Origin of the sequence: Micromonospora sp. URMC 107 (genome assembly GCF_051386315.1) — a bacterium.
GTDB lineage: Bacteria > Actinomycetota > Actinomycetes > Mycobacteriales > Micromonosporaceae > Micromonospora.
The window spans coordinates 1-18,361 of sequence record NZ_JBPQTK010000076.1; the positions used below are offsets into that span (position 1 = coordinate 1).

The following is an 18,361-nucleotide window of genomic DNA, read 5'->3' on the forward strand; positions in this document are numbered from 1 at the left end:
GGTCAGGCTACGGCGGCGGGGAGGTCGGCGGGGCGCGGGCGGTCGCGCAGGTCGATGCGGAGCGGCGCGTCGGCGGCGCGCAGGGAGGTGCGCCCGGCGGTCCAGGCGTCCAGCAGGTGCGCGGCGAAGAGCCGGTCCACCGCCAGCGCGGCGGCGGCACCGAACAGCACGTCCGGGGCGAGGCCCGGCTCGACGCGGACCAGGCCCCCGCACAGGTCGTGCGCGGCGATCTGCTCGTGCACCGCGTCGGCCTCGACGTGCTCGTCGTAGAAGCGGGTGGCCGCCCCGTCCAGGCCGAGGCGGCGCAGCCCGTTGCCGTACCGGCGGTTCGGCAGCGAGGAGGTCATCTCGTACGCGGCGAGGTGCCCCAGCAGCGCCCCGCGCAGCCGCCGGTGCAGACCGAACAGCGACATGAGGTTGTTGGTGGCGAGGGTGACCGCCGGCACGGCGTCCAGGTGGGCGGCGTAGCCGGTGTCCAGCCCCAGCCGGCTCAGGGTGACCCGGAACAGCTCGGCGTGCATCCGGTCCAGCCGCCCGTTGCCGTACTCGTCCATCTGGATCTCGACCAGGGCGGCCTTCGCCGGGCCGCCGAGGCGCGGCAGGGCCCAGCTGTGCGGGTCGGCCTCCCGCAGGTGGTAGATCGCGCGGTGGGTGACGAACTCCCGGAACTGCGCCAGCGACGCCCGGCGCTGAAGGTACCCGGCGAGCGACGGCCCGTCGTCGGCGGCGACCACGTCGGCCAGGGCCGCCGGCACCCCGCCGGGCAGCGCCGCCGGCAGCGGCCCCACCAGCGCGCGCACCGCCGTCTCGAAGTGGCGTTCGGCGTACGCGCGCAGGGCGAGCAGGGACGGCTGCCACTCCCACCCCTCGTCGACGCCCTGCCAGCCCCGGTAGTGCAGCTCGTAGCAGCAGAAGAGGGTGAGCTGGAGGTCCTCGTCGGTGAGCGGGGCGGCCGGGTCGAACCCGCTGCCGAGCCCCGCCGGAAGGTCGTGCGGCGTGCGCCGCAGCGCGTCCAGCAGCGCCGCCGAGACCGGTCCACGGGGCTGCGGCAGGGGCGCGGGACCGTACCGGCGATCCGGGGACTCTGACAAGGTGACCTCCAGCAGTCGTACTGCCCGTCCTCAGTGCCCGAGCGGTGGGTCGTTAAACGAGGTCGTCGACCTCCACGGCCACCCCGGCGGCCAGCATCCGGTCGCGCACCCGCCGGGCGGCGTCGCCCTCGGCGAACACCTCGCGCAGGTCCGCGAACGCGGGCTCGGGCGGCGCCAGCCGCACCGCCGGGTCGACCACCGCCTCCAGCACGCAGGGCCGGTCGGCCGCCAGCGCCTCGTCCCAGGCCGCTCCCACCAGCTCCGGCCGGTCGACGCGCACCCCGTGCAGGCCGAGCAGCCGCGCCCAGCCGGCGTACGGCACGTCGGGCCGGCGGCGCCCCGGGTCGCTCGGCGCGCGACCGCCGCCCATGCCCGACTGGTCGCGGTTGTTGAGCACCAGCACCACCAGGCGGGGGTCGCGCCACTCCCGCCAGTGGTGCGCCACGGTGATCAGCTCGGCCAGCCCGTTGAGCTGCATCGCGCCGTCGCCGAGCAGGGCGATCACCGGCTGGTCCGGGGCGGCGAGCTTGGCCGCCACGGCGTACGGCAGGGCGCAGCCCACCGAGCCGAGCGTGCCGCAGAGCTGCGCGCTGACGCCCGGGGGCAGTTCCAGGTGCCGGGCGTACCAGTAGATGACCGAACCGACGTCCACGGCCACCGCCCCGCGGCGCGGGACCCGGGCGGAGAGCTCGTGCAGCACGAGCTGCGGGTTCACCGGCTCGGCGGGGGCGGCGGCCCGGTCGGCCCGCTCGGCCCGCCACCGGTCGACCGAGCCCTCGACGGTCTCCCGCCACCGGGCGTTCGGCCGGTCGGGCACCCGCGTCAGCAACGCCCGCAGCGTCTCCTGGGCGTCGCCCACCAGCGGGACGTCCACCGGGTAGCGGGTGCCGATCCGGCGGCCGTCGATGTCGATCTGGACCGTGCGGGCCTGCCCCGGCATGGGGAAGTAGTCCGTCCACGGGTCGTTCGTGCCGACCAGCAGCAGGGTGTCGCAGCCGCCCATCAGCTCGGCGGCGGCCGGGGTGCCGACCTCGCCGAGCACGCCGACGTGGAAGGGCAGCCGCTCGTCGAGCACCGGCTTGCCCAGCAGCGAGGCCGCCACCCCGGCGCCGAGCCGGTCGGCGAGGGCGACGATCTCGCCGGCCGCGCCCCGGCCGCCCTGGCCGACCAGGATCGCGGTCCGCTGGCCGTTGGCGAGCAGCTGGGCGGCCGCGTCGAGGTCGACGTCGTGCGGCAGGACCCGGGCCAGCGGCTCCCCCGGGGTCGCCGAGAGCACCCCGGCCGCGTGCGACTGCAGGTCGGCCACGGTGGCCTCCTGCAACTGGCGCGGCAGCACCACGCAGACCGGGCTGCGGGTGGCAGCGGCGGTGCGGAACGCCTGGTCGAGCAGGGCCGGCACCCCTTCGGGGACGCGGCCGTAGCGGACGAACTGGTTGCAGGCGTCGGCGAACAGCCGGCTCAGCCCGATCTCCTGGTGGGCGGCGCCCAGCGGACCCGAGACGTCCTCGCCGACGATAGCCACCACCGGCTTGCTGTCCAGCTTGGCGTCGTAGAGGCCGTTGAGCAGCTGGACGGCGCTGGGCCCCTGGGTGGCGAGGCAGACCCCGATCCCGCCGGTGAACTTGGCGTGCCCGGTGGCCATGTAGGAGGCGGTCTCCTCGTGCCGGGCCGGCACGAACGCCGGGTCCCCGCCCGACGCGTCCAACGCCTCGACCACCGGGGCGATGGCCTCCCCGGGGTAGCCGAAGACCCGCGGCACCCGCCAGGCGCGCAGTCGCTCGACCACCAGGTCGGCCACCGTACGCTCAGCCATCGTCACGCCCCGGCGTGCCCGCGTCGACGTACCGCAGCACCGCCCCGACGCCGTCGGTCAGCTCCGGCGCCTCGTCCGGGCCCAGCACGGTCAGCTCGGCGTCGGTGCCGACCAGCGCGCGCACGAGGGCGGCGTCGGCGCGGACCCTCTCCGGGTCGCGTACGGACATGGCGGCGAGCTGCCCCGGGTCGGTGGCGATCTCGGTCGGGTCCGGCCCGATCCAGAGTTCCCCGGTGGCGGACGGGTCGTCGACGATGAGCATCGTCTCGACCTGGTTGCGTTGCAGGGCGGACACCACGGCGTCCAACCCGGCGCCGACGTCCTCCTGCATGCCGAAGCGGTCCAGCACGGCGGTGATCCGCTGGTCGGCCACCTCGGCGATGGTCTGCACGGTGAGGTCGTCCAGCAGGGTCTGGTCGGCGCCGCCGCCCCGGGATCCGGCGTCGGTGCGGACCATCAGGTCCTGCCAGCGTTCCGGCATCTGGGCGGCGATCATGCCGGTGGCGCGCACGTCGCCGGCGACCACCACCACCTCCGCGCCGACCTTCTCGGCCAGCTCCACGGTGGCCGCGGTGACGTCGCCCGCGTTGTGGTGCCAGGCCTCCATCGCGGCCTTCTGGTGGTGCGACTGCGACCAGCCGCCGGGCTGCACCCGACGCAGCTGGAAGTGCTCCCGGCCGGTCACGTGGGCGCGGCGCGGCACACCGCCGGCGCTGATCGCCATGGCGTCGGCACCGGTCCGGTCGGCCAGCACCCGCACCCAGGCCACCTGCTCGCCGCGCTGCGCCAGCATCGGCATCACGTGCGGCAGCGAGGTGTACGCGGCGAGGTCCCGCAGCGGCGGGGCGGAGAGGTACTCCGACAGCACCACCCGGCCCCGGGCGCCGAAGACCGCCAGTCCGTAGTCCCCCGGCATCGGGTCGTGCCCCCGGACGAGCCGTTCGACGGCCTCGATGGTCTCCACGTCGGCGCGCTGCTGCTGAAGTTGTTGGCGCAGGGCCCGCCAGCGCAGATCGAGCGCCGGGTGGGCGTCCTCGGTGTTGGCGGACGCGTCCAGGTACACCGAGACCCACGGCCCCGGCCGGTCGTAGAGCGGGCGCAGGAAGGACAGCTGCATGCTCGACCCCTTTCCAGCTCGGCCCCCCGCTTACCCGCGCCGCCGCGGTTGTCACCTGGCCGCCGCGAGCGCGTGACCGGAATTCATTCATGTCGCTCAACCCGAATGGCCGATACCATCAGTGAACGGAACCGGACTCTGGGTGGTGGACATGGACAGCGACCTGCACATCCGTCGGATCGTCCACCCGACCGACCGGATCGTGACGGGGCGGATCATCCGGCTGATGGACGGCTACCCGCGCGAGGTGCGCATCGGCCAGCCGGTGCTGGTCGCGGTCCTCGCGGCGGCCGGGGTGGCGGGGCTGCTGATGGCGCTGGTCCGCTCCCTGTTCTCCGCCGGCTCCGGCGCCGCCCGTCGCCGGTTCAAGGAGCTGAAGAAGGGCCCGGAATACCTGGTCACCCCGGTGCGGCTGCGCGACGCCGCAGGGCGGCTCTGCGAGGTCGAGCTGCACGGGCACCTGCCGCAGAGCGCCCTGCACCCCGCCGACCACGTGCAGCTCACGCTGCGCCCCCAGGGCGACCCGGACCTGCCGCCGAAGATCGAGCGGATCGTGAACCTGACGACGGGCCAGCTGCTCACCCCGCGTACCGCCACCCTGTGGTCGCACCTCGGGCCGCCGCTGCTGCTCCAGGCGGCGCTGGGCGCGCTGCTGGTCGCCGCCCTGGTGGCCTGGTCCGCGCTGACCTGACAGCCGGATCGCCCGGCGCCCGGCCACGCGGTGCGGAGGCGAGCGGGGTGTCAGGGGCCCGCCCGGTTTCCGGCGGCGCGCCGGCGGGCACCGTGGGGCCATGTTCGAGGGCTTCACGCTGGAGCAGATCGACGTCGGCGAGGTCCGGCTGCGGGTACGCCACGGCGGTTCGGGTCCACCCGTGGTGCTGCTGCACGGGCATCCGCGCACCCACGCGACCTGGCACCGGGTGGCGCCGCTGCTGGCCCGCGAGCACACGGTCATCTGCCCCGACCTGCGCGGCTACGGCGGCTCGTCGAAGCCGCCGAGCGACCCGGGGCACACCGCGTACGCCAAACGGGCGATGGCCCGCGACGTGGTCGGCCTGCTCGACGCGCTCGGGCACGACCGGGCGGCGGTGGTGGGGCACGACCGGGGCTGCTACGTGGCGATGCGCACGGCGCTGGACCACCCGGACCGGGTCAGCCGGCTGGGCGTGCTCGACGGGGTGCCGATCGGCGAGGCCCTGGCGCGCGCCGACGCCCGGTTCGCGGCCCGCTGGTGGCACTGGTTCTTCCTCGGCCAGTCGGACAAGCCGGCGGAGCGGGTGATCACCGCCGACCCGGACGCCTGGTACGGGGGATCGCCGACGGCGATGGGCGAGGAGGCGTACGCCGACTACCGCCGGGCCATCCACGACCCGGCGACGGTGCACGCGATGTGCGAGGACTACCGGGCCGGGCTCGGCCCGGACCGGGCGGCCGACGACGCCGACCGGGCCGCCGGGCGGCGGATCGCCTGCCCGGTGTTGTTCTGCTGGTCGGAGCGGGACGACATGGTCGAGCTGTACGGCGACCCGGCGGCGATCTGGCGGGACTGGGCCGCCGACGTGCGGGTGGCCTCGATCGACTCGGGCCACCACATGGCCGAGGAGGCCCCGGAGCAGCTCGCCGCCGCGTTGGCCGACTTCCTCGCCGACTGACCGCTCGGCGTCGCGCGGGCCGCCCCGTCCCCCACCGCCAGGGCCTTGGGGCCGGTGGGGTGGCGGTCAGCCGACGGGGGTCAGCGGCCGGTCCGGCTCGCCGGCCGTGCGCAGCATCCCCCGCCGCGCGGCCCAGCGCTCGAAGACCAGGGTGGCGAACGGCGGCACGGCGCAGGCCAGCGCCACGAGGGTGGGCCAGAGCCGCCACCGGTGCAGCCGGGCCACCGCGAGGACCAGCAGGCCGTACGCGACGAAGAGCGCGCCGTGGACCGGGCCGAAGATCTTCACGCCGATCTCGTTGCCCGGGCGGCCGTACTTGACGGCCATGCCGACCAGCAGGGCCAGCCAGGAGCAGGCCTCGGCGATCGCCGCTGCCACGAACAGCCTGGTGATCTTCTCGCGCATCGTCACTCCCCACCTGGTTGCCGCACATGCTAACCACCCCTCGTGCCGCGCCGGCCGCACGACCGGCGGAGGCGACAGGGATCATGCGGGCCCCGGGTGGGTACGTACAAGAAGCTTCGGGTCTTCCCCGGCCCGCCCCGGGCGTGCGAGGTTAGGGGAACCAACGGTGACAGGGCGGTGACCATGGGCGAGGACGTCGGCGTACGGACCTTCAGTCGTGAGGACCGGGCCCGCTATCGCGAGAAGGTGCGGCGGTGCCTGGACGTCTTCGCCGAGATGCTCCGGGAGTCCCGCTTCGACGTCGAGCGGCCGATGACCGGGCTGGAGATCGAGCTGAACCTGGTGGACGACGGCTCGATGCCGGCCATGCGCAACGCCGACGTGCTGGCCGCCATCGCCGACCCGAGCTTCCAGACGGAGCTGGGCCAGTTCAACGTCGAGATCAACGTGGCGCCGCGCCGGCTGGCCGGCACCGGCACCCGCGAGTTCGAGGAGAACGTGCGGGCCAGCCTCAACGCCGCCGAGACCAGGGCGCGGGACGTCGGCGCGCACATGGTGATGATCGGCATCCTGCCGACGCTGCGGCCGGAGCACCTGACCGCCGAGACGCTGTCGGCCAACCCGCGCTACGCGCTGCTCAACGAGCAGATCTTCGCCGCCCGCGGCGAGGACCTGCGGATCGCGATCAACGGCGTGGAACGGCTCGCGGTCACCGCCGACACCATCACCCCGGAGGCGGCCTGCACGAGCACCCAGTTCCACCTCCAGGTCAGTCCGGCCCAGTTCGCCGACTACTGGAACGCGGCGCAGGTGGTCGCCGGCATCCAGGTGGCCCTGGGCGCGAACTCGCCGCTGCTCTTCGGCCGGGAGCTGTGGCGCGAGACGCGCATCCCGCTGTTCCAGCAGGCCACCGACACCCGACCGGAGGAGATCAAGGCCCAGGGCGTACGCCCGCGGGTGTGGTTCGGCGAGCGCTGGATCACCACGGTGTTCGACCTGTTCGAGGAGAACGTCCGCTACTTCCCGGCGCTGCTGCCAGTCTGCGACGCGGAGGACCCGGCCGAGGCCCTCGCCCGGGGGGACGTGCCGAAGCTCGCCGAGCTGCGGCTGCACAACGGCACCGTCTACCGCTGGAACCGCCCCGTCTACGACGTGCTGAAGGGCCGCCCGCACCTGCGGGTGGAGAACCGGGTGCTGCCGGCCGGTCCGACGGTGCTCGACACCGTGGCCAACGGCGCCTTCTACTTCGGCCTCGTCCGGGCGCTCGCCGAGGCCGACCGGCCGCTGTGGTCGCAGATGTCGTTCAGCGCCGCCGAGGAGAACTTCACCGCCTGCGCCCGGCACGGCATCGACGCCCAGGTCTTCTGGCCCGGCCTGGGCTATCTCCCGGTCACCGAGCTGGTGCTGCGCCGGCTGCTGCCGCTGGCCCACCACGGGCTCGACCGGTGGGGCCTGGACCCGGCCGAGCGGGACCGGCTGCTCGGCATCATCGAGCAACGGTGCCTGACCGGGCGCAACGGGGCGAGCTGGCAGGTGGAGACGCTGCACCGGCTGGAGTCCGCCGACCACCTCGACCGGCCGGAGGCGCTGCGCGAGGTGGTGCGGCACTACGTGGCGCTGATGCACAGCAACCGGCCGGTCCACGAGTGGCCCATCCCCTGACCGGGCGCCACGAGCCGGACGTCAGAACGGGCCCGGGTCCTCCCTGAGGAAGGCGCCCGAGACGGGCGACCGCACCGTCCACCCGAGCGCGCGGTACAGGGCGCGTCCGTCGTCGGTGGCGACGAGGATCCCGGTGCGTATCCCGAGCCACGCCGCGTGGTCGCAGCGCGCCCGCATGACGACGCTGCCCAGCCCGCGCCGCCGGTGGGCAGGCTCCGTCGCGACCTGGTCGACGATGCCGAACTCCCCGGCGCCGGCCAGCCGTCGTTCCGCGCCGAGCTTATTGCAAAATCTAGGCAACAAGCGCTACGTGGTGCCTTTCCGATCACCCGACCGACGACAAGCCGGACGGGGTGGACGGGGTGGACGGGGTGGACGCCCGCACGTTCCCGGTGTCAGGCCGGCGACACCGCAGCCGGCGCTGTTCCCCCGGCCGCCGGCCGGCGTTGCTCCTTACCGGCCGGCCGGGCGTTGCTCCCGCCGCGGCCAGCGTTGCTCCTCGCCACCTCAGGATTCACCATGGCGCGTCGAGCGCCCTGTCGAGCTGATGTCGTAGACGACTCACGCCAAGCGGCAGACCTGCCCGTGACTTCCCCTGCCGTTCGCCGTGCGGCTCTTCGCGTCCGCCGTCGTCGACGGCAGGGGCGGCGCGGATCTGGGACGCCGGTGAATCGTCTACGACATCAGCTCGACAGGACCGGAAGGCACACCCGGCCGCGCCGGGGCTAGGCGGGCGAGGCGCGGCGGGCCAGCCGGCCCGTTCGGAGTTGACCGGCCCCCAGAGCGGGCAGAACGGCCGCGGAGATTGCGCACGATGGAAGAACCGGGCCGACAGCGGCCACCCCATGATGAAACGCGGACATCGACCCGCACCATCCGGGTGCCTGAAGGCGCCATGCTGACCGACCTTCGAGGAGCGCATGTGACGCAGACCCAGCGGTCCCCCCAGCGACCCGACGCGCCCGTCCGGCTCGGCCCCGACGCCGTGCGGATCGGGACGTCCGCGTTCGTCAACGGGCACTTCCCCCGGCGGCGAGGGCTGATCATCCTGCTCAGCGTCCTCGGCGGCTTCCTGCTGACCGTCATCTGGTCAGCCGAGTTCGTGGACCGGACCATCGGCGACAACGTCGCCAACACGCTGCTCGGCCACGACGCCAAGGAGACGCCCATCCAGGGCCTCGCGGCCGGCATCCTCTTCGCCTTCGTCTCCGGCATCGCGGGCACGTTCACCGCCTGCAACATCGCCGCGTTCGGCGCCCTGGCCCCGCTGACCGGCACCACAGGCGGCAGGTTCAGCCGGTTCGTCGCCCCCCTGAAGCCGCTGGGTTGGATGTCCGTGGGCATGATCGCGGTGTCGGCCGCCTACGGCGCGGTCGTCGGCCTCGTCGGCACCTCGATGCCGCAGTTCTCCACCGCGCCCAACGCCCCCGGCGGGCTGTCGCCGCGGAGCATCCAGTCCATGGTGGTCTTCGGCGCGATCGGGCTCATCATGATCTATCTCGGTCTGGCATCGCTCGGCGTCGTGCGGGACCCCTTCGCCCGGCTCGCCCGGCGGTTCCCCAACGCGCCGATGGTCTTCATGGGCGCGCTGATCGCCGGCTTCCTGATCGGCCGGCCCTTCGCGCTGTTCCGGCAGATGTTCCGCGACGCCGCCGAGAGCGGCAACCCGCTCTACGGCGCGGCGGCCTTCACGCTCCAGTCCCTCGGCAACATCGTCATCATGGCGGTGCTGTTCCTGCTGCTGGCCTGGCTCGCCGGTTCCCGCCTGCAACGCTGGTTCAGCGCCCGGCCGAGCCGGCCTCCGGGTGGTCGGCGAGGGCGGCAACCTGGGCTGGACGCCGCTCGGGCCGCCGTTCCCGGCTCAGACCTTGAGGACGACCTTGGTGCACTCGTCCTGCTTCTTCTGGAAGATCTTGTAGCCCTTGGCCGCGTCCTTCAGCGGCATCCGGTGGCTGATGATGAAGCTCGGGTCGATGTCCCCGCGCTGGATGCGGTTGAGCAGCGGCCGGGTGTAGCGCTGGACGTGGCACTGACCGGTGCGCATGACCAACGACCGGTTCATGAACGCGCCCATCGGGAACTTGTCGACGAAGCCCCCGTACGCGCCGATCACCGAGACGACGCCGCCACTGCGGCAGGCCAGGATCGCCTGGCGCAGCGCGAACGGCCGTTCCGTCTCGACCCGGGCGGCCTGCTTCGCCCGGTCGTACGCGTACACGGCGGTGTTGCCGTGGTGCCCCTCCAGGCCGACGGCGTCGATGCAGGCGTCGGGCCCCCGGCCGGCGGTCATCGCGTTCAGCGCGTCGAGCACGTCGGTGTCGTCGTAGTTGATGGTCTCCGCGCCCGTGTGCTCCTGCGCCAGCCGCAGCCGGTACGGGTACCGGTCGATGACGATCACCCGCTCCGCGCCGAGCATCCGGGCGCTGGCGGCGGCGAGCAGCCCCACCGGGCCGGCCCCCCACACGGCTATGACGTCGCCCGGCTTGATGTCGCACATCTCCGCGCCCATGAAGCCGGTGGGGAGCACGTCGGCGAGCATCACCGCCTGGTCGTCAGGCACGTCCTCGGGCACCTTGATCGGGCCGACGTCGGCGAACGGCACCCGGGCGTACTCGGCCTGGCCGCCGGCGTAGCCGCCGAGCAGGTGGGAGTAGCCGAAGATGCCGGCCGGCGAGTGCCCCATGATCTTCTCGGCCACCCCGGCGTTGGGGTTGGAGTTCTCGCAGACCGAGAAGAAGCCGCGCTGGCAGGAGGAGCAGTGCCCGCAGGCGATCGGGAACGGCACCACCACCCGGTCGCCGGGGCGCAGGTTGCGCACCTGCGGGCCGACCTCCACCACCTCGCCCATGAACTCGTGGCCGAGGATGTCGCCCTTGCGCATGGCGGGGATGTAGCCGTGGTAGAGGTGCAGGTCGGAGCCGCAGATCGCGGTGGAGGTGATCCGCACGATCGCGTCGCGCGCGTTCATGATGGTCGGGTCGGGCACGTTGACGACCTTGACGCTGTCCTTGCCCATCCAGGCGGTGGCCTTCATCGTTCGTCCTCTCGAATCGCGGGCGGTCAGCGGCGGGCGATCGGCAACGGCTGGGCGGGGCGTTGCATGACCTGCTGGCGTACGGAGATGCCGTCGGGGCTGCCCTCGGAGCGGACCACCTCGCCGGTCTCCACCACCTGCTTGAACCGGCGCAGGTCGTCACGGACCTGCTGCTCGGGCTCCTCGCCGAAGAGCTTCGCCACCGCCCGGCCCAGCGCGCCGGCTGGCGGGGCGTAGCGCAGCCGCACCCGTACCTCGGTCCCCCGGTCGCCGGGCGCGGGCACGAACCGGACCCGCCCGGCGTTGGGCACCCGGGTGTCGGGCAGCGACCGCCAGGCGAGCGACCGGTTGGGCTGGTCGTCGACGATCTCCGCGTCCCACTCGACGCGGCGGCCGGCCGGGCCGCGCGCGATCCAGTGCGAGCGGCGCAGGTCGTCGGCGCGCACCGACTCCAGGTGGGACATGAACCGGGGCAGGTTCTCCAGGTCCCGCCAGAACCGGTACGCCTCGGCCGGGGAGCGGTTGACGGTGACCGCGACCTCCATGTCGATCACCCGCCGGCGCGCGGCCTGGGCCCGGCCGGCGCGCACGGCGGCGACCAGGTCGACGGCGGCGATGCCGGCGACGGCGGCGGTGGTGAGGGCGACCCGCTGGCGTCGCTCGCCGCACCGGTCCGCCCAGGCCCGGGCGAGCAGGGTGAGGTCCATCGCGTCGCCGGCCACCCGGGTCCACGCCCAGCCGGCCGGCCGGCGGCCACCGAGCAGGCCGACCGCGTGGACCAGCTCGCGGGCGCCCACGGCCGGGATCACCGCGCGCGCGGCGGGTGAGTCGTCCACGCCGGTCAGCCGGGCCACCGCGCGCGGGGCGAGCAGCCCGCCCGCCCCGAGGGCGAGGCTGACCACGCCCAGCAGCCGGGGCAGTCCGGTGCCCCGGCCGCGTCGTCCCCGCTGGTCCAGCATCATCGGATCGGTCTCGTCCACGTCGCACCACCGTCAGATCGTCCTGACCCGCCGCCGGGGCGGTCCGGCGGCGGGAAGCCGCCACGCCTGACGCTATGCCCGAGAATCGCCCCACGAACCCCGAATCGACACAGAACCCACCCCGTCGTCGGTGGGCGCGCCCTACGGCCGGGTCGGCCGTCGAGCGCCGCCGGGCGCGCCACGTCGGCCGGCGCCGGGTGGGCGTGGGCGGGCGCGGCAGTCGCCGTACGCGCACTCAGTCGGCGGCGGGCCCCGGCCGGCAGGTGGGCGCGGGCGGCCGCGATTCAGGGGTATGGCACTTGATCGATGGCTTGTAGCGTGGGTCCCTCCTCACCCACCCAGGAGGGACATGAACATGCCCAGGGTCACCGTCCGCGTCCTCGGCGCCCTCAGCGCGAGCGTGCTCAGCGCGGCTCTCGGCGTCCTGGCGGTCGCCGCGCCCGCTCAGGCCGCGGCCCGCGACGGAAGCTGCAACACCGGCGAGTTCTGCTACTACTACAACAGCGACCACGCGGGTTCGATCTCCGATCACGCCGGATCGCTGGCCGACTACGGCTCGGCCCAGCCGGGCTGCTACGAGTTCAAGGGCGCGGGCAGCGGTCGGGGCCAGTGCATCAAGAACAACGCCGCTTCGGCGTGGAACCGCACCGGCAGGACGGTGCGGGTCTACTACAACACCGGCTACAACGGCTCCCACGCGTACCAGGACTTCGCGCCCGGGGCGAAGAAGAACCTCAACTCCACGCTGAAGAACAACAACGCCTCCCACCAGCTGCTCTCCGCCGGGACCAGCTACCCGGCCAGGGACGACTACCCGTACAAGGGTCAGACCTCGGGCATCGATCCGTGGAACTTCTACAAGGGGCAGTGCACCAGCTTCGTGGCCTGGGCGCTGCGCAGCCGGGTCGGCGTCGCCTTCCACAACCAGTACAAGGGCCAGGCGCGGTGGGGCAACGCCAAGGAGTGGGTGGCCGCCGCCGGGCGCGCCGGGGTGCCGGTGCACAACAGCCCGAGGGCCGGTGACGTCGCGGTCCGCCTGGGCGGCACCTACGGTCACGTCGCCTTCGTGACCAGGGTGAATGCTAACGGCACCTTCGAGATCGACGAGTACAACTACGTTTCCGCCGACAGGTACAGCCACCGGACGGTGACGGTGGGAACCGCCAACAACCAGTTCTCCAAGTTCATCCGCTTCAAGTGACCCGCCGCCTCTGACGGCGATTGTCGCGCTAGGCGCGGAAATGGAGCAGAATGGGCAGAGCCCCGGCCGGGGGCCGGGGCTCTGCTGATTACGTGCCGTTCCGCCGATTACGAGCCGTCACGCCGGGGAGAGACCCTCCGCGAAGTCGTAGAGGCTCTTGATGTCGTCGTCGAAGTACGGGCCGTCGAACTGCCCGTTGCCCGGGTTGTCGCCGTGGCTCACGACGCTGTTGATATACCCGAGGCCGTTCGCGTCGTTGTACTCCTGCAGCCAGGGACCGCCGCTGGATCCGTAGGTCATGTTGCACCACATCCGAATCTGCTGGCCGCCGGCGTGCCACGTGCCGCTCTGGCAGTAGTACTGGCTCTCGCCGCCGCCGAGGTTGGACGGGTAGCCGAGGGCGGTCATCAGGGAGATGTTGTAGCCCCAGTTCCAGCGCAGGCCGTGGCCGCCGACCGTGTCGACGACCTTCAGGCCCCAGTTGCCGCCGTTGTGCATGATGGCGATGGCCATGTCCTCGTCGAAGCTGCTGCTGTTGATCCACGCGGTGCGGGCCGTGAGCGTGTAGGCGACGAACGTACCGAACGGCCGCGCCCCGTCGCGGTACCGCGGCACGAACTGCCAGTTGCTGTACCACTGGCCGCCGGCGCCCTGGTGCACGCAGTGCCCGGCGGTCATGACCAGTCGCCGCTTCGCGCTGCCCACCGCGCTCGCCGAGCATGAGGCGCCGCCGCCGCCGGGGGTGGTGAAGTAGACCTTGCCGACTACCGCCGACTCATTGAGCTGGGTGCCGACGTCGTCGCCGCTGGCGACGCTCGGCTGCATCGGCGCGACGCTGCCCGCCGGTCCGCCCGGCTTGGACACCCCGCTCGGCGCCTCGGTGGCGCCTGCGGGCTTCGCGAGGTCCAGGTCGACGGCGCTCGCCATCCGTTCCGGCGTCCAGAACGCGGCGACCTCCTTGGCGATCGCCTCGTTGGTGATCGCACGGCCGTCACTGGTGCGGGCGACGGTGGTGGTGTTGCCGTTCCTGTCGGCCTTGGTCGGCTTCGCCTGGGCGACCGCCGGGGCGGTCACCACCAGCGCGAGCGCCATGCCGGCCATTGCGGACCAGCGTAGGGTTGATCTCAAGTGCTCCCCCTTTTCTCGGGTGCCCCATTTGGGCCACCGAAACTTATCGATCACCTCGCATTGATCGCAACATATTGGAATGACAGGTAGTTGACACTTTCCCTTTTAGGACTGAGAACATCAACGGCACGACGACAAACAAACCGTGCCCAATTCGAACAGAAGCCTCGGCATCGGCCACGCAAATCCCATCGCCGCGAAATGCGCCCTCTCCAATTTGACGAAGCCCGCCGTTGTCGACAAGTGGGACTTGCGAATTCGGCAGCCACGGCATCCGCCCGCGGGCCGGTGACCCCGACGGAACGGGCCGGCCGATGCACTCAGCGGGTCAGGCCGACCAGCGTCGCCAGTCGCGCCACGCCGGCCGGCGCCGGGTGGGCCCGGGCGATCTCGGCGAGCACCGTACGCGCCACAGGCCGGCACCGGACCTCGGCCGGCGCGACGCCGTCCGCCTCGACCAGCAACCGCCCGGCCCCACGCAGGTCACCGGCCTGGAGGTACGCCCGCGCGGCGTCCACCAGGTACGCGGCCCGGTACTCGGCCGGCAGCCGCCGCCACGCCTCCCCCCGTACCGCCGTCTCGTGCCGGCGCACCGCCTCCCCGGCGTCCCCCCGCTCGACCGCCGCCACCACCCGGGCCGCCTCCACGGCGCCCGGCCCGAAGCCGGTGCGGTGCGGGTCGTCCCCGGCGACCCGCGCCGCCACCTCGACGGCCCGCTCGATCAGCTCCTCGGCCCGGTGGGCGTCGCCGCAGCCGGCGGCGGCCAGCGCGGCCTGGATCAGCAGGGCCCCGTGCACCGCCTCCGACGTAGGCGCGACGCGACGCGCGGCGGTCAACGTCGCCACGAGCGCCAGCCGGTCCCGGCCCAGTGCGCGCAACGCCTGACCGACCGACACGGTCGCGGCCCCCGCCAGCGCCGGATCGCCGCCCGCCACGGCCACCGCCCGGTCGGCGGCCAGCCACCCGAGGTCGGCCTCACCGAGCTTCACCAGCACCGCCGAGGTGATCCGGTACGCCTGCACCAGCAGCCCCGGCTCCTGCGCCCGCACGCCCTGCGCGGCGTGCAGCAGCCGCACCACCTGGGCGTAGTGCGCGTGCTGGTAGGTCAGCCAGGCGTGCGCGACGTGCCGGCCCGTCTCCGCCACCGACGCCGTCGCCCGGTGCTCGTCGTAGCGGGCGAGGGCGGACCGGATGCCGTCGACCCCGTCGTCCACCGGGCTGGCCCCGACCGGCGGCCGGCGGTGCTCGCCGAGCAGCGCCAGCGGGTCGACCCGCAGCACCCGGGCGATCTCCTGGATCACCGGGTAACGGTCGAGCGGACGTACGCCCCGCTCGGTCTTGTCCACCCAGCTCTTCGACCTGCCGAGCCGGTCGGCGAGCATCTGCTGCGTCATCCGCCGCCGCGCCCGCCAGCGGGCGACGCGGCGACCGATCGGCTCGTCAGCGCTGGTCACGCCGCCACCGCCGGTCCGGCACCGCCCGGGTGGTCTCCTCCACCGGTACGCGCTCAGCCTCGGCCTGCTCCAGGAGGCGTCGCTTGGCCGCCTCCCGCTCCGCCGCCTCGACCTGCTCGCCCCGGCTCGCCGGCTCGTCGATCCCCATCCGCACCTCCATCGATCGGGGCGCGACAGCAGCTCGGAGCACCTTCCTGTCGCCGTCACCCACGGTCATCGTGTGCTGGGCAGTGGGTGGCAGAGCAGGCGAAACGCGTCCGCTATGGCATCGCGGACAGGTTGAGCCGGTGGACCGCCCCAGCCACCTCACGAGACAGTTGTCCGGAGGCAGCGGCAGTCGCGATGGCGTCGGCCGTCGCCAAGGTCTCACGGGCCATCGTCGTCTCACCATCCTGCGCCTGCGCCACAGCGAGATGTACCAGGTTGTGACCGTGCCAGTCGGCTCCGCTCGCCTCCTCGTCCAAGCCCGCGACACCGGCCGTCAGCAACGCCAGCGCCCGTTCGTTGGCGCGGCTGTCAGTCTCGCCGAGGTATCGCCAGACGATTCCCTGCTGCACCGCGAAGAAGGACGGCGTGTACCAGTAGCCCCACGGGGACAGCGGTTCCTCGGCCGCCTGGGCCGACACGTCCGATGCCTCGGACAGGCGAGCGAGCACTTCGGAGGTGCCAGCGCCGGCCATGGCGAGGCCCCTGGCCTCCTGCCCGGCGCAGTAGGCCCGCAGCGCCGCGTTGACGGTCCGGTCCCGGCGCGCGGCTCGGGAGAGCCTGACCATCGCCGGCAGGTCGCAGCGCAACTCCGCCTGGTGTCCCTGAAAGGACAGCACGGTCGCGACGAGATCGCTGTTGCCGGCCTCGGTCGCCCAGCCCAGTGCCCTCGCGTGCCACACCGTTGCCGCACGTTCCTCTCCCCGCGCGATGCTCAGCCAACCCGCGAACTGGGCCCACTGCGCCGCCACGTCCAGGACGCTCGGCCGCACGTCATGCCGGGCCTCGCTCAGCAGACAGGCAACGGTATCGAGATGGGCACGGACCGGGGCCATGATCGGCCCGGAACCCACGACGTCCTCCAGCCGCCGGTAACCGGCCAGCAGGCCAGCAAGCGCGCGAACCGTAGCGTGGTCGACCCGGCGCGGATGCGCCGTCACGTACGCCAGGCGCGCACCACCATCGGGCGCGTCTACGACCAGCCTGGCCAGCGCTCCCTGCGCCGCGAGCGCCTCGTCGAGTCGGGCCGCCACGTCCACAGTGGGCCTCGTCTGCCCTGCCTCCAACTGGTGCACGAGGCTCTTGCCGTGGTTGACGACGGCGGCTACCTGCCGCAGCGACATGCCGCGTGCCTCGCGAAGCCGTCGCAGTTCAGCGGCGAACCGCGGGTCGACGATCGTCCTTGCGCGTGGGGGCACGGCAGCACTCCTACGTCCCTTGACCAGCAGCCACTACGGACCGATACCCTACGGTCATCGACCGTACCCCTCGGCCCATGCCATGGGCACAGGCGTTGCGGGTGCCACAGATCAGCCCGCGCTCACCGGGTCATGACGGGCGTCCGCCCAACGCCCAGTTGTGGACCTCGATCTCGGCGTACCGATCCGGGGTCAAGAGGGCACGAGCCTCGTCCGGGTCCTCCGCCCTGACCAGCGCCGCCGTGCCCAGCCAGGTTGCGCCGTCGTCGGAGAGCAGCGGCCCCCGTCGGGGGCGAACGTCGGCCCGCGGGCGATCATCCGCGTCGCGTACCGGTCCGTGTAGGACCAGTGCTCCTCGCGCAGCTCGGTTCGAAGTCCCAGCGAGTCGCGCCGGTCGCGGTGATAGCAGAAGAACTCCATGCCGCAGATCCTGACGCCGGTGCCGGTGTCCGCGGCAGGTGGGTACCTCCCGCGCGTAACACTCGCTATGTCACCCCTCGGTCGTAGGCTCCCCGGCATGACGACGATGGAGACCCACACCCTTGCCGTGCCCGGCGTCGACCTGGTCTACGACGTGCGCAGTCCGCTGTCGGCCTCCGGCGATCACCGCACGCTGCTCATGATCGGCCAACCGATGACGGCGGAGGGCTTCAACGCGCTCGCGGCCCACTTCACCGACCGGACGGTCGTCACCTACGACCCGCGCGGGCTCGGCCGCAGCGTCCGCACGGACGGCCGGTCGGACCACACGCCGCAGCAGCAGGCGGCCGACCTGCATCTGCTGATCGAGGCACTCGGCTCGGCTCCGGTCGACGTGTTCGCCAGCAGCGGCGGCGCGGTGACCGCGCTGGAACTGGTCGCAGCCTACCCCGGCGACGTCGCCACGCTGGTGGCGCACGAGCCGCCGATCAACGCCGTGCTCCCCGACGCGGCGGCGGCCGAGCGCGCCCAGGCCGCCGTCCACGAGGCCTACCAGGCGAAGGGCCAGGGCGCGGGGATGGCCGCGTTCATCGCGATGACGTCGTGGCAGGGCGAGTACACCGACGCCTACTTCGCCCAGCCCACGCCCGACCCGGCGGCGTTCGGCCTGCCGACCGAGGACGACGGCTCCCGCGACGACCCGCTGCTGTCGAAGGCCTCCGGGCCGGTGATCGACTACCGGCCCGACGCGGCGGCGCTCACGGCGGCACCGAGCCGGATCGTGATCGCGGTCGGTGAGGAGACTGCGGGGACCTACACCGCGCGTACGGCGGTCGCCACCGCGGCGCTGCTCGGCCAGGAGGCCGTGGTGTTCCCGAGCCACCACGGCGGCTTCATGGGCGGCGAGTTCGGCTACGCGGGCAAGCCCGCCGAGTTCGCGGCCAAGCTGCACGAGGTGCTGGACGCCGGCTGACCGCTGGCGGCGGGAACGGGCCGACCGC

The 18,361-nt window shown here is 73.2% G+C and carries 17 protein-coding genes; 5 read left to right on the forward strand and 12 right to left on the reverse strand.

Annotation, left to right across the window (positions count from 1 at the left end):
• Nucleotides 1-2 precede the first annotated feature (2 nt).
• Genes ACSNN9_RS17860 through ACSNN9_RS17870 form a run of 3 tightly spaced genes read right to left on the reverse strand, consistent with a single transcriptional unit; the run spans nt 3 to nt 4,021 of the window.
• Nucleotides 3-1,091, reverse strand: coding sequence for an iron-containing redox enzyme family protein (locus ACSNN9_RS17860; protein WP_436674474.1), 1,089 nt, complete (start codon nt 1,089-1,091; stop codon nt 3-5).
• 52 nt (nt 1,092-1,143) lie between these two features.
• Complete coding sequence (locus tag ACSNN9_RS17865; RefSeq protein WP_436674475.1) at nt 1,144-2,904, reverse strand: thiamine pyrophosphate-binding protein; 1,761 nt, start codon at nt 2,902-2,904, stop codon at nt 1,144-1,146.
• Complete coding sequence (locus tag ACSNN9_RS17870; protein WP_436674477.1) at nt 2,897-4,021, reverse strand: Vms1/Ankzf1 family peptidyl-tRNA hydrolase; 1,125 nt, start codon at nt 4,019-4,021, stop codon at nt 2,897-2,899. The genes ACSNN9_RS17865 and ACSNN9_RS17870 overlap by 8 nt, the downstream gene beginning before the upstream one ends.
• A 142-nt stretch (nt 4,022-4,163) precedes the next feature.
• Here ACSNN9_RS17870 and ACSNN9_RS17875 point away from each other — a divergent pair, with 142 nt between their 5' ends.
• Nucleotides 4,164-4,712, forward strand: coding sequence for a hypothetical protein (locus ACSNN9_RS17875; RefSeq protein WP_436674505.1), 549 nt, complete (start codon nt 4,164-4,166; stop codon nt 4,710-4,712).
• 100 nt (nt 4,713-4,812) lie between these two features.
• On the forward strand, nt 4,813-5,673 hold the full coding sequence (locus ACSNN9_RS17880; protein ID WP_436674479.1) for an alpha/beta fold hydrolase: 861 nt from the start codon (nt 4,813-4,815) through the stop codon (nt 5,671-5,673).
• Between the two features lie 66 nt (nt 5,674-5,739).
• Here the strand turns inward: ACSNN9_RS17880 and ACSNN9_RS17885 are convergent, their stop codons facing one another.
• Complete coding sequence (locus ACSNN9_RS17885) at nt 5,740-6,078, reverse strand: DUF3817 domain-containing protein (RefSeq protein WP_436674480.1); 339 nt, start codon at nt 6,076-6,078, stop codon at nt 5,740-5,742.
• A gap of 183 nt (nt 6,079-6,261) precedes the next feature.
• On the opposite strand from ACSNN9_RS17885, the gene ACSNN9_RS17890 reads away from it, so the two are divergent.
• Entirely contained in the window at nt 6,262-7,740 is a 1,479-nt protein-coding gene (locus ACSNN9_RS17890) for a glutamate--cysteine ligase (RefSeq protein ID WP_358092510.1), read from the forward strand.
• 21 nt (nt 7,741-7,761) lie between these two features.
• Here ACSNN9_RS17890 and ACSNN9_RS17895 read toward each other — a convergent pair whose 3' ends face one another.
• From ACSNN9_RS17895 to ACSNN9_RS17910, 4 genes are all read right to left on the reverse strand, one after another.
• A complete protein-coding gene (locus tag ACSNN9_RS17895; RefSeq protein WP_436674482.1) occupies nt 7,762-8,040 on the reverse strand; it encodes a GNAT family N-acetyltransferase in 279 nt (92 codons plus the stop codon).
• A 790-nt stretch (nt 8,041-8,830) separates the two neighbouring features.
• Nucleotides 8,831-9,511: a hypothetical protein gene (locus ACSNN9_RS17900; protein WP_436674484.1), complete on the reverse strand. Its 681-nt coding sequence runs from the start codon at nt 9,509-9,511 to the stop codon at nt 8,831-8,833.
• 90 nt (nt 9,512-9,601) lie between these two features.
• A complete protein-coding gene (locus ACSNN9_RS17905) occupies nt 9,602-10,774 on the reverse strand; it encodes a zinc-dependent alcohol dehydrogenase (protein WP_436674486.1) in 1,173 nt (390 codons plus the stop codon).
• 26 nt (nt 10,775-10,800) lie between these two features.
• Nucleotides 10,801-11,754 (reverse strand): SRPBCC family protein, encoded by a 954-nt coding sequence (locus ACSNN9_RS17910; protein ID WP_436674488.1) that lies wholly within the window; start codon nt 11,752-11,754, stop codon nt 10,801-10,803.
• A gap of 349 nt (nt 11,755-12,103) precedes the next feature.
• On the opposite strand from ACSNN9_RS17910, the gene ACSNN9_RS17915 reads away from it, so the two are divergent.
• The gene (locus ACSNN9_RS17915; RefSeq protein WP_436674490.1) at nt 12,104-12,955 is read left to right on the forward strand and encodes a CHAP domain-containing protein; all 852 of its coding nucleotides are present in this window, start codon (nt 12,104-12,106) and stop codon (nt 12,953-12,955) included.
• 117 nt (nt 12,956-13,072) lie between these two features.
• On the opposite strand, the gene ACSNN9_RS17920 is transcribed toward ACSNN9_RS17915, so the two are convergent.
• The 4 genes from ACSNN9_RS17920 to ACSNN9_RS17935 all read right to left on the reverse strand — a co-directional run bounded on the left by ACSNN9_RS17920 (nt 13,073) and on the right by ACSNN9_RS17935 (nt 16,940).
• Complete coding sequence (locus ACSNN9_RS17920) at nt 13,073-14,056, reverse strand: trypsin-like serine peptidase (protein ID WP_436674491.1); 984 nt, start codon at nt 14,054-14,056, stop codon at nt 13,073-13,075.
• Between the two features lie 347 nt (nt 14,057-14,403).
• Nucleotides 14,404-15,477, reverse strand: coding sequence for a helix-turn-helix domain-containing protein (locus ACSNN9_RS17925; protein ID WP_436674506.1), 1,074 nt, complete (start codon nt 15,475-15,477; stop codon nt 14,404-14,406).
• A 46-nt stretch (nt 15,478-15,523) separates the two neighbouring features.
• Entirely contained in the window at nt 15,524-15,685 is a 162-nt protein-coding gene (locus ACSNN9_RS17930) for a hypothetical protein (protein ID WP_436674492.1), read from the reverse strand.
• Between the two features lie 112 nt (nt 15,686-15,797).
• Nucleotides 15,798-16,940, reverse strand: coding sequence for a helix-turn-helix domain-containing protein (locus tag ACSNN9_RS17935; RefSeq protein ID WP_436674493.1), 1,143 nt, complete (start codon nt 16,938-16,940; stop codon nt 15,798-15,800).
• Nucleotides 16,941-17,457: 517 nt separating this feature from the next.
• Here ACSNN9_RS17935 and ACSNN9_RS17940 point away from each other — a divergent pair.
• Nucleotides 17,458-18,333 (forward strand): alpha/beta fold hydrolase, encoded by an 876-nt coding sequence (locus ACSNN9_RS17940; protein WP_436674494.1) that lies wholly within the window; start codon nt 17,458-17,460, stop codon nt 18,331-18,333.
• The last annotated feature ends 28 nt before the right edge of the window (nt 18,334-18,361 follow it).

Bases quoted from the DNA above. Each gene is read 5' to 3' on its own strand.
- ACSNN9_RS17865 (WP_436674475.1), bottom strand. From the start codon at position 2,904: ATGGCTGAGCGTACGGTGGCCGACCTGGTGGTCGAGCGACTGCGCGCC.
- ACSNN9_RS17870 (WP_436674477.1), bottom strand. From the start codon at position 4,021: ATGCAGCTGTCCTTCCTGCGCCCGCTCTACGACCGGCCGGGGCCGTGG.
- ACSNN9_RS17880 (WP_436674479.1), top strand. From the start codon at position 4,813: ATGTTCGAGGGCTTCACGCTGGAGCAGATCGACGTCGGCGAGGTCCGG.
- ACSNN9_RS17885 (WP_436674480.1), bottom strand. From the start codon at position 6,078: ATGCGCGAGAAGATCACCAGGCTGTTCGTGGCAGCGGCGATCGCCGAG.
- ACSNN9_RS17890 (WP_358092510.1), top strand. From the start codon at position 6,262: ATGGGCGAGGACGTCGGCGTACGGACCTTCAGTCGTGAGGACCGGGCC.
- ACSNN9_RS17905 (WP_436674486.1), bottom strand. From the start codon at position 10,774: ATGAAGGCCACCGCCTGGATGGGCAAGGACAGCGTCAAGGTCGTCAAC.
- ACSNN9_RS17915 (WP_436674490.1), top strand. From the start codon at position 12,104: ATGAACATGCCCAGGGTCACCGTCCGCGTCCTCGGCGCCCTCAGCGCG.
- ACSNN9_RS17920 (WP_436674491.1), bottom strand. From the start codon at position 14,056: ATGGCCGGCATGGCGCTCGCGCTGGTGGTGACCGCCCCGGCGGTCGCC.
- ACSNN9_RS17925 (WP_436674506.1), bottom strand. From the start codon at position 15,477: ATGACGCAGCAGATGCTCGCCGACCGGCTCGGCAGGTCGAAGAGCTGG.
- ACSNN9_RS17930 (WP_436674492.1), bottom strand. From the start codon at position 15,685: ATGGGGATCGACGAGCCGGCGAGCCGGGGCGAGCAGGTCGAGGCGGCG.
- ACSNN9_RS17940 (WP_436674494.1), top strand. From the start codon at position 17,458: ATGACGACGATGGAGACCCACACCCTTGCCGTGCCCGGCGTCGACCTG.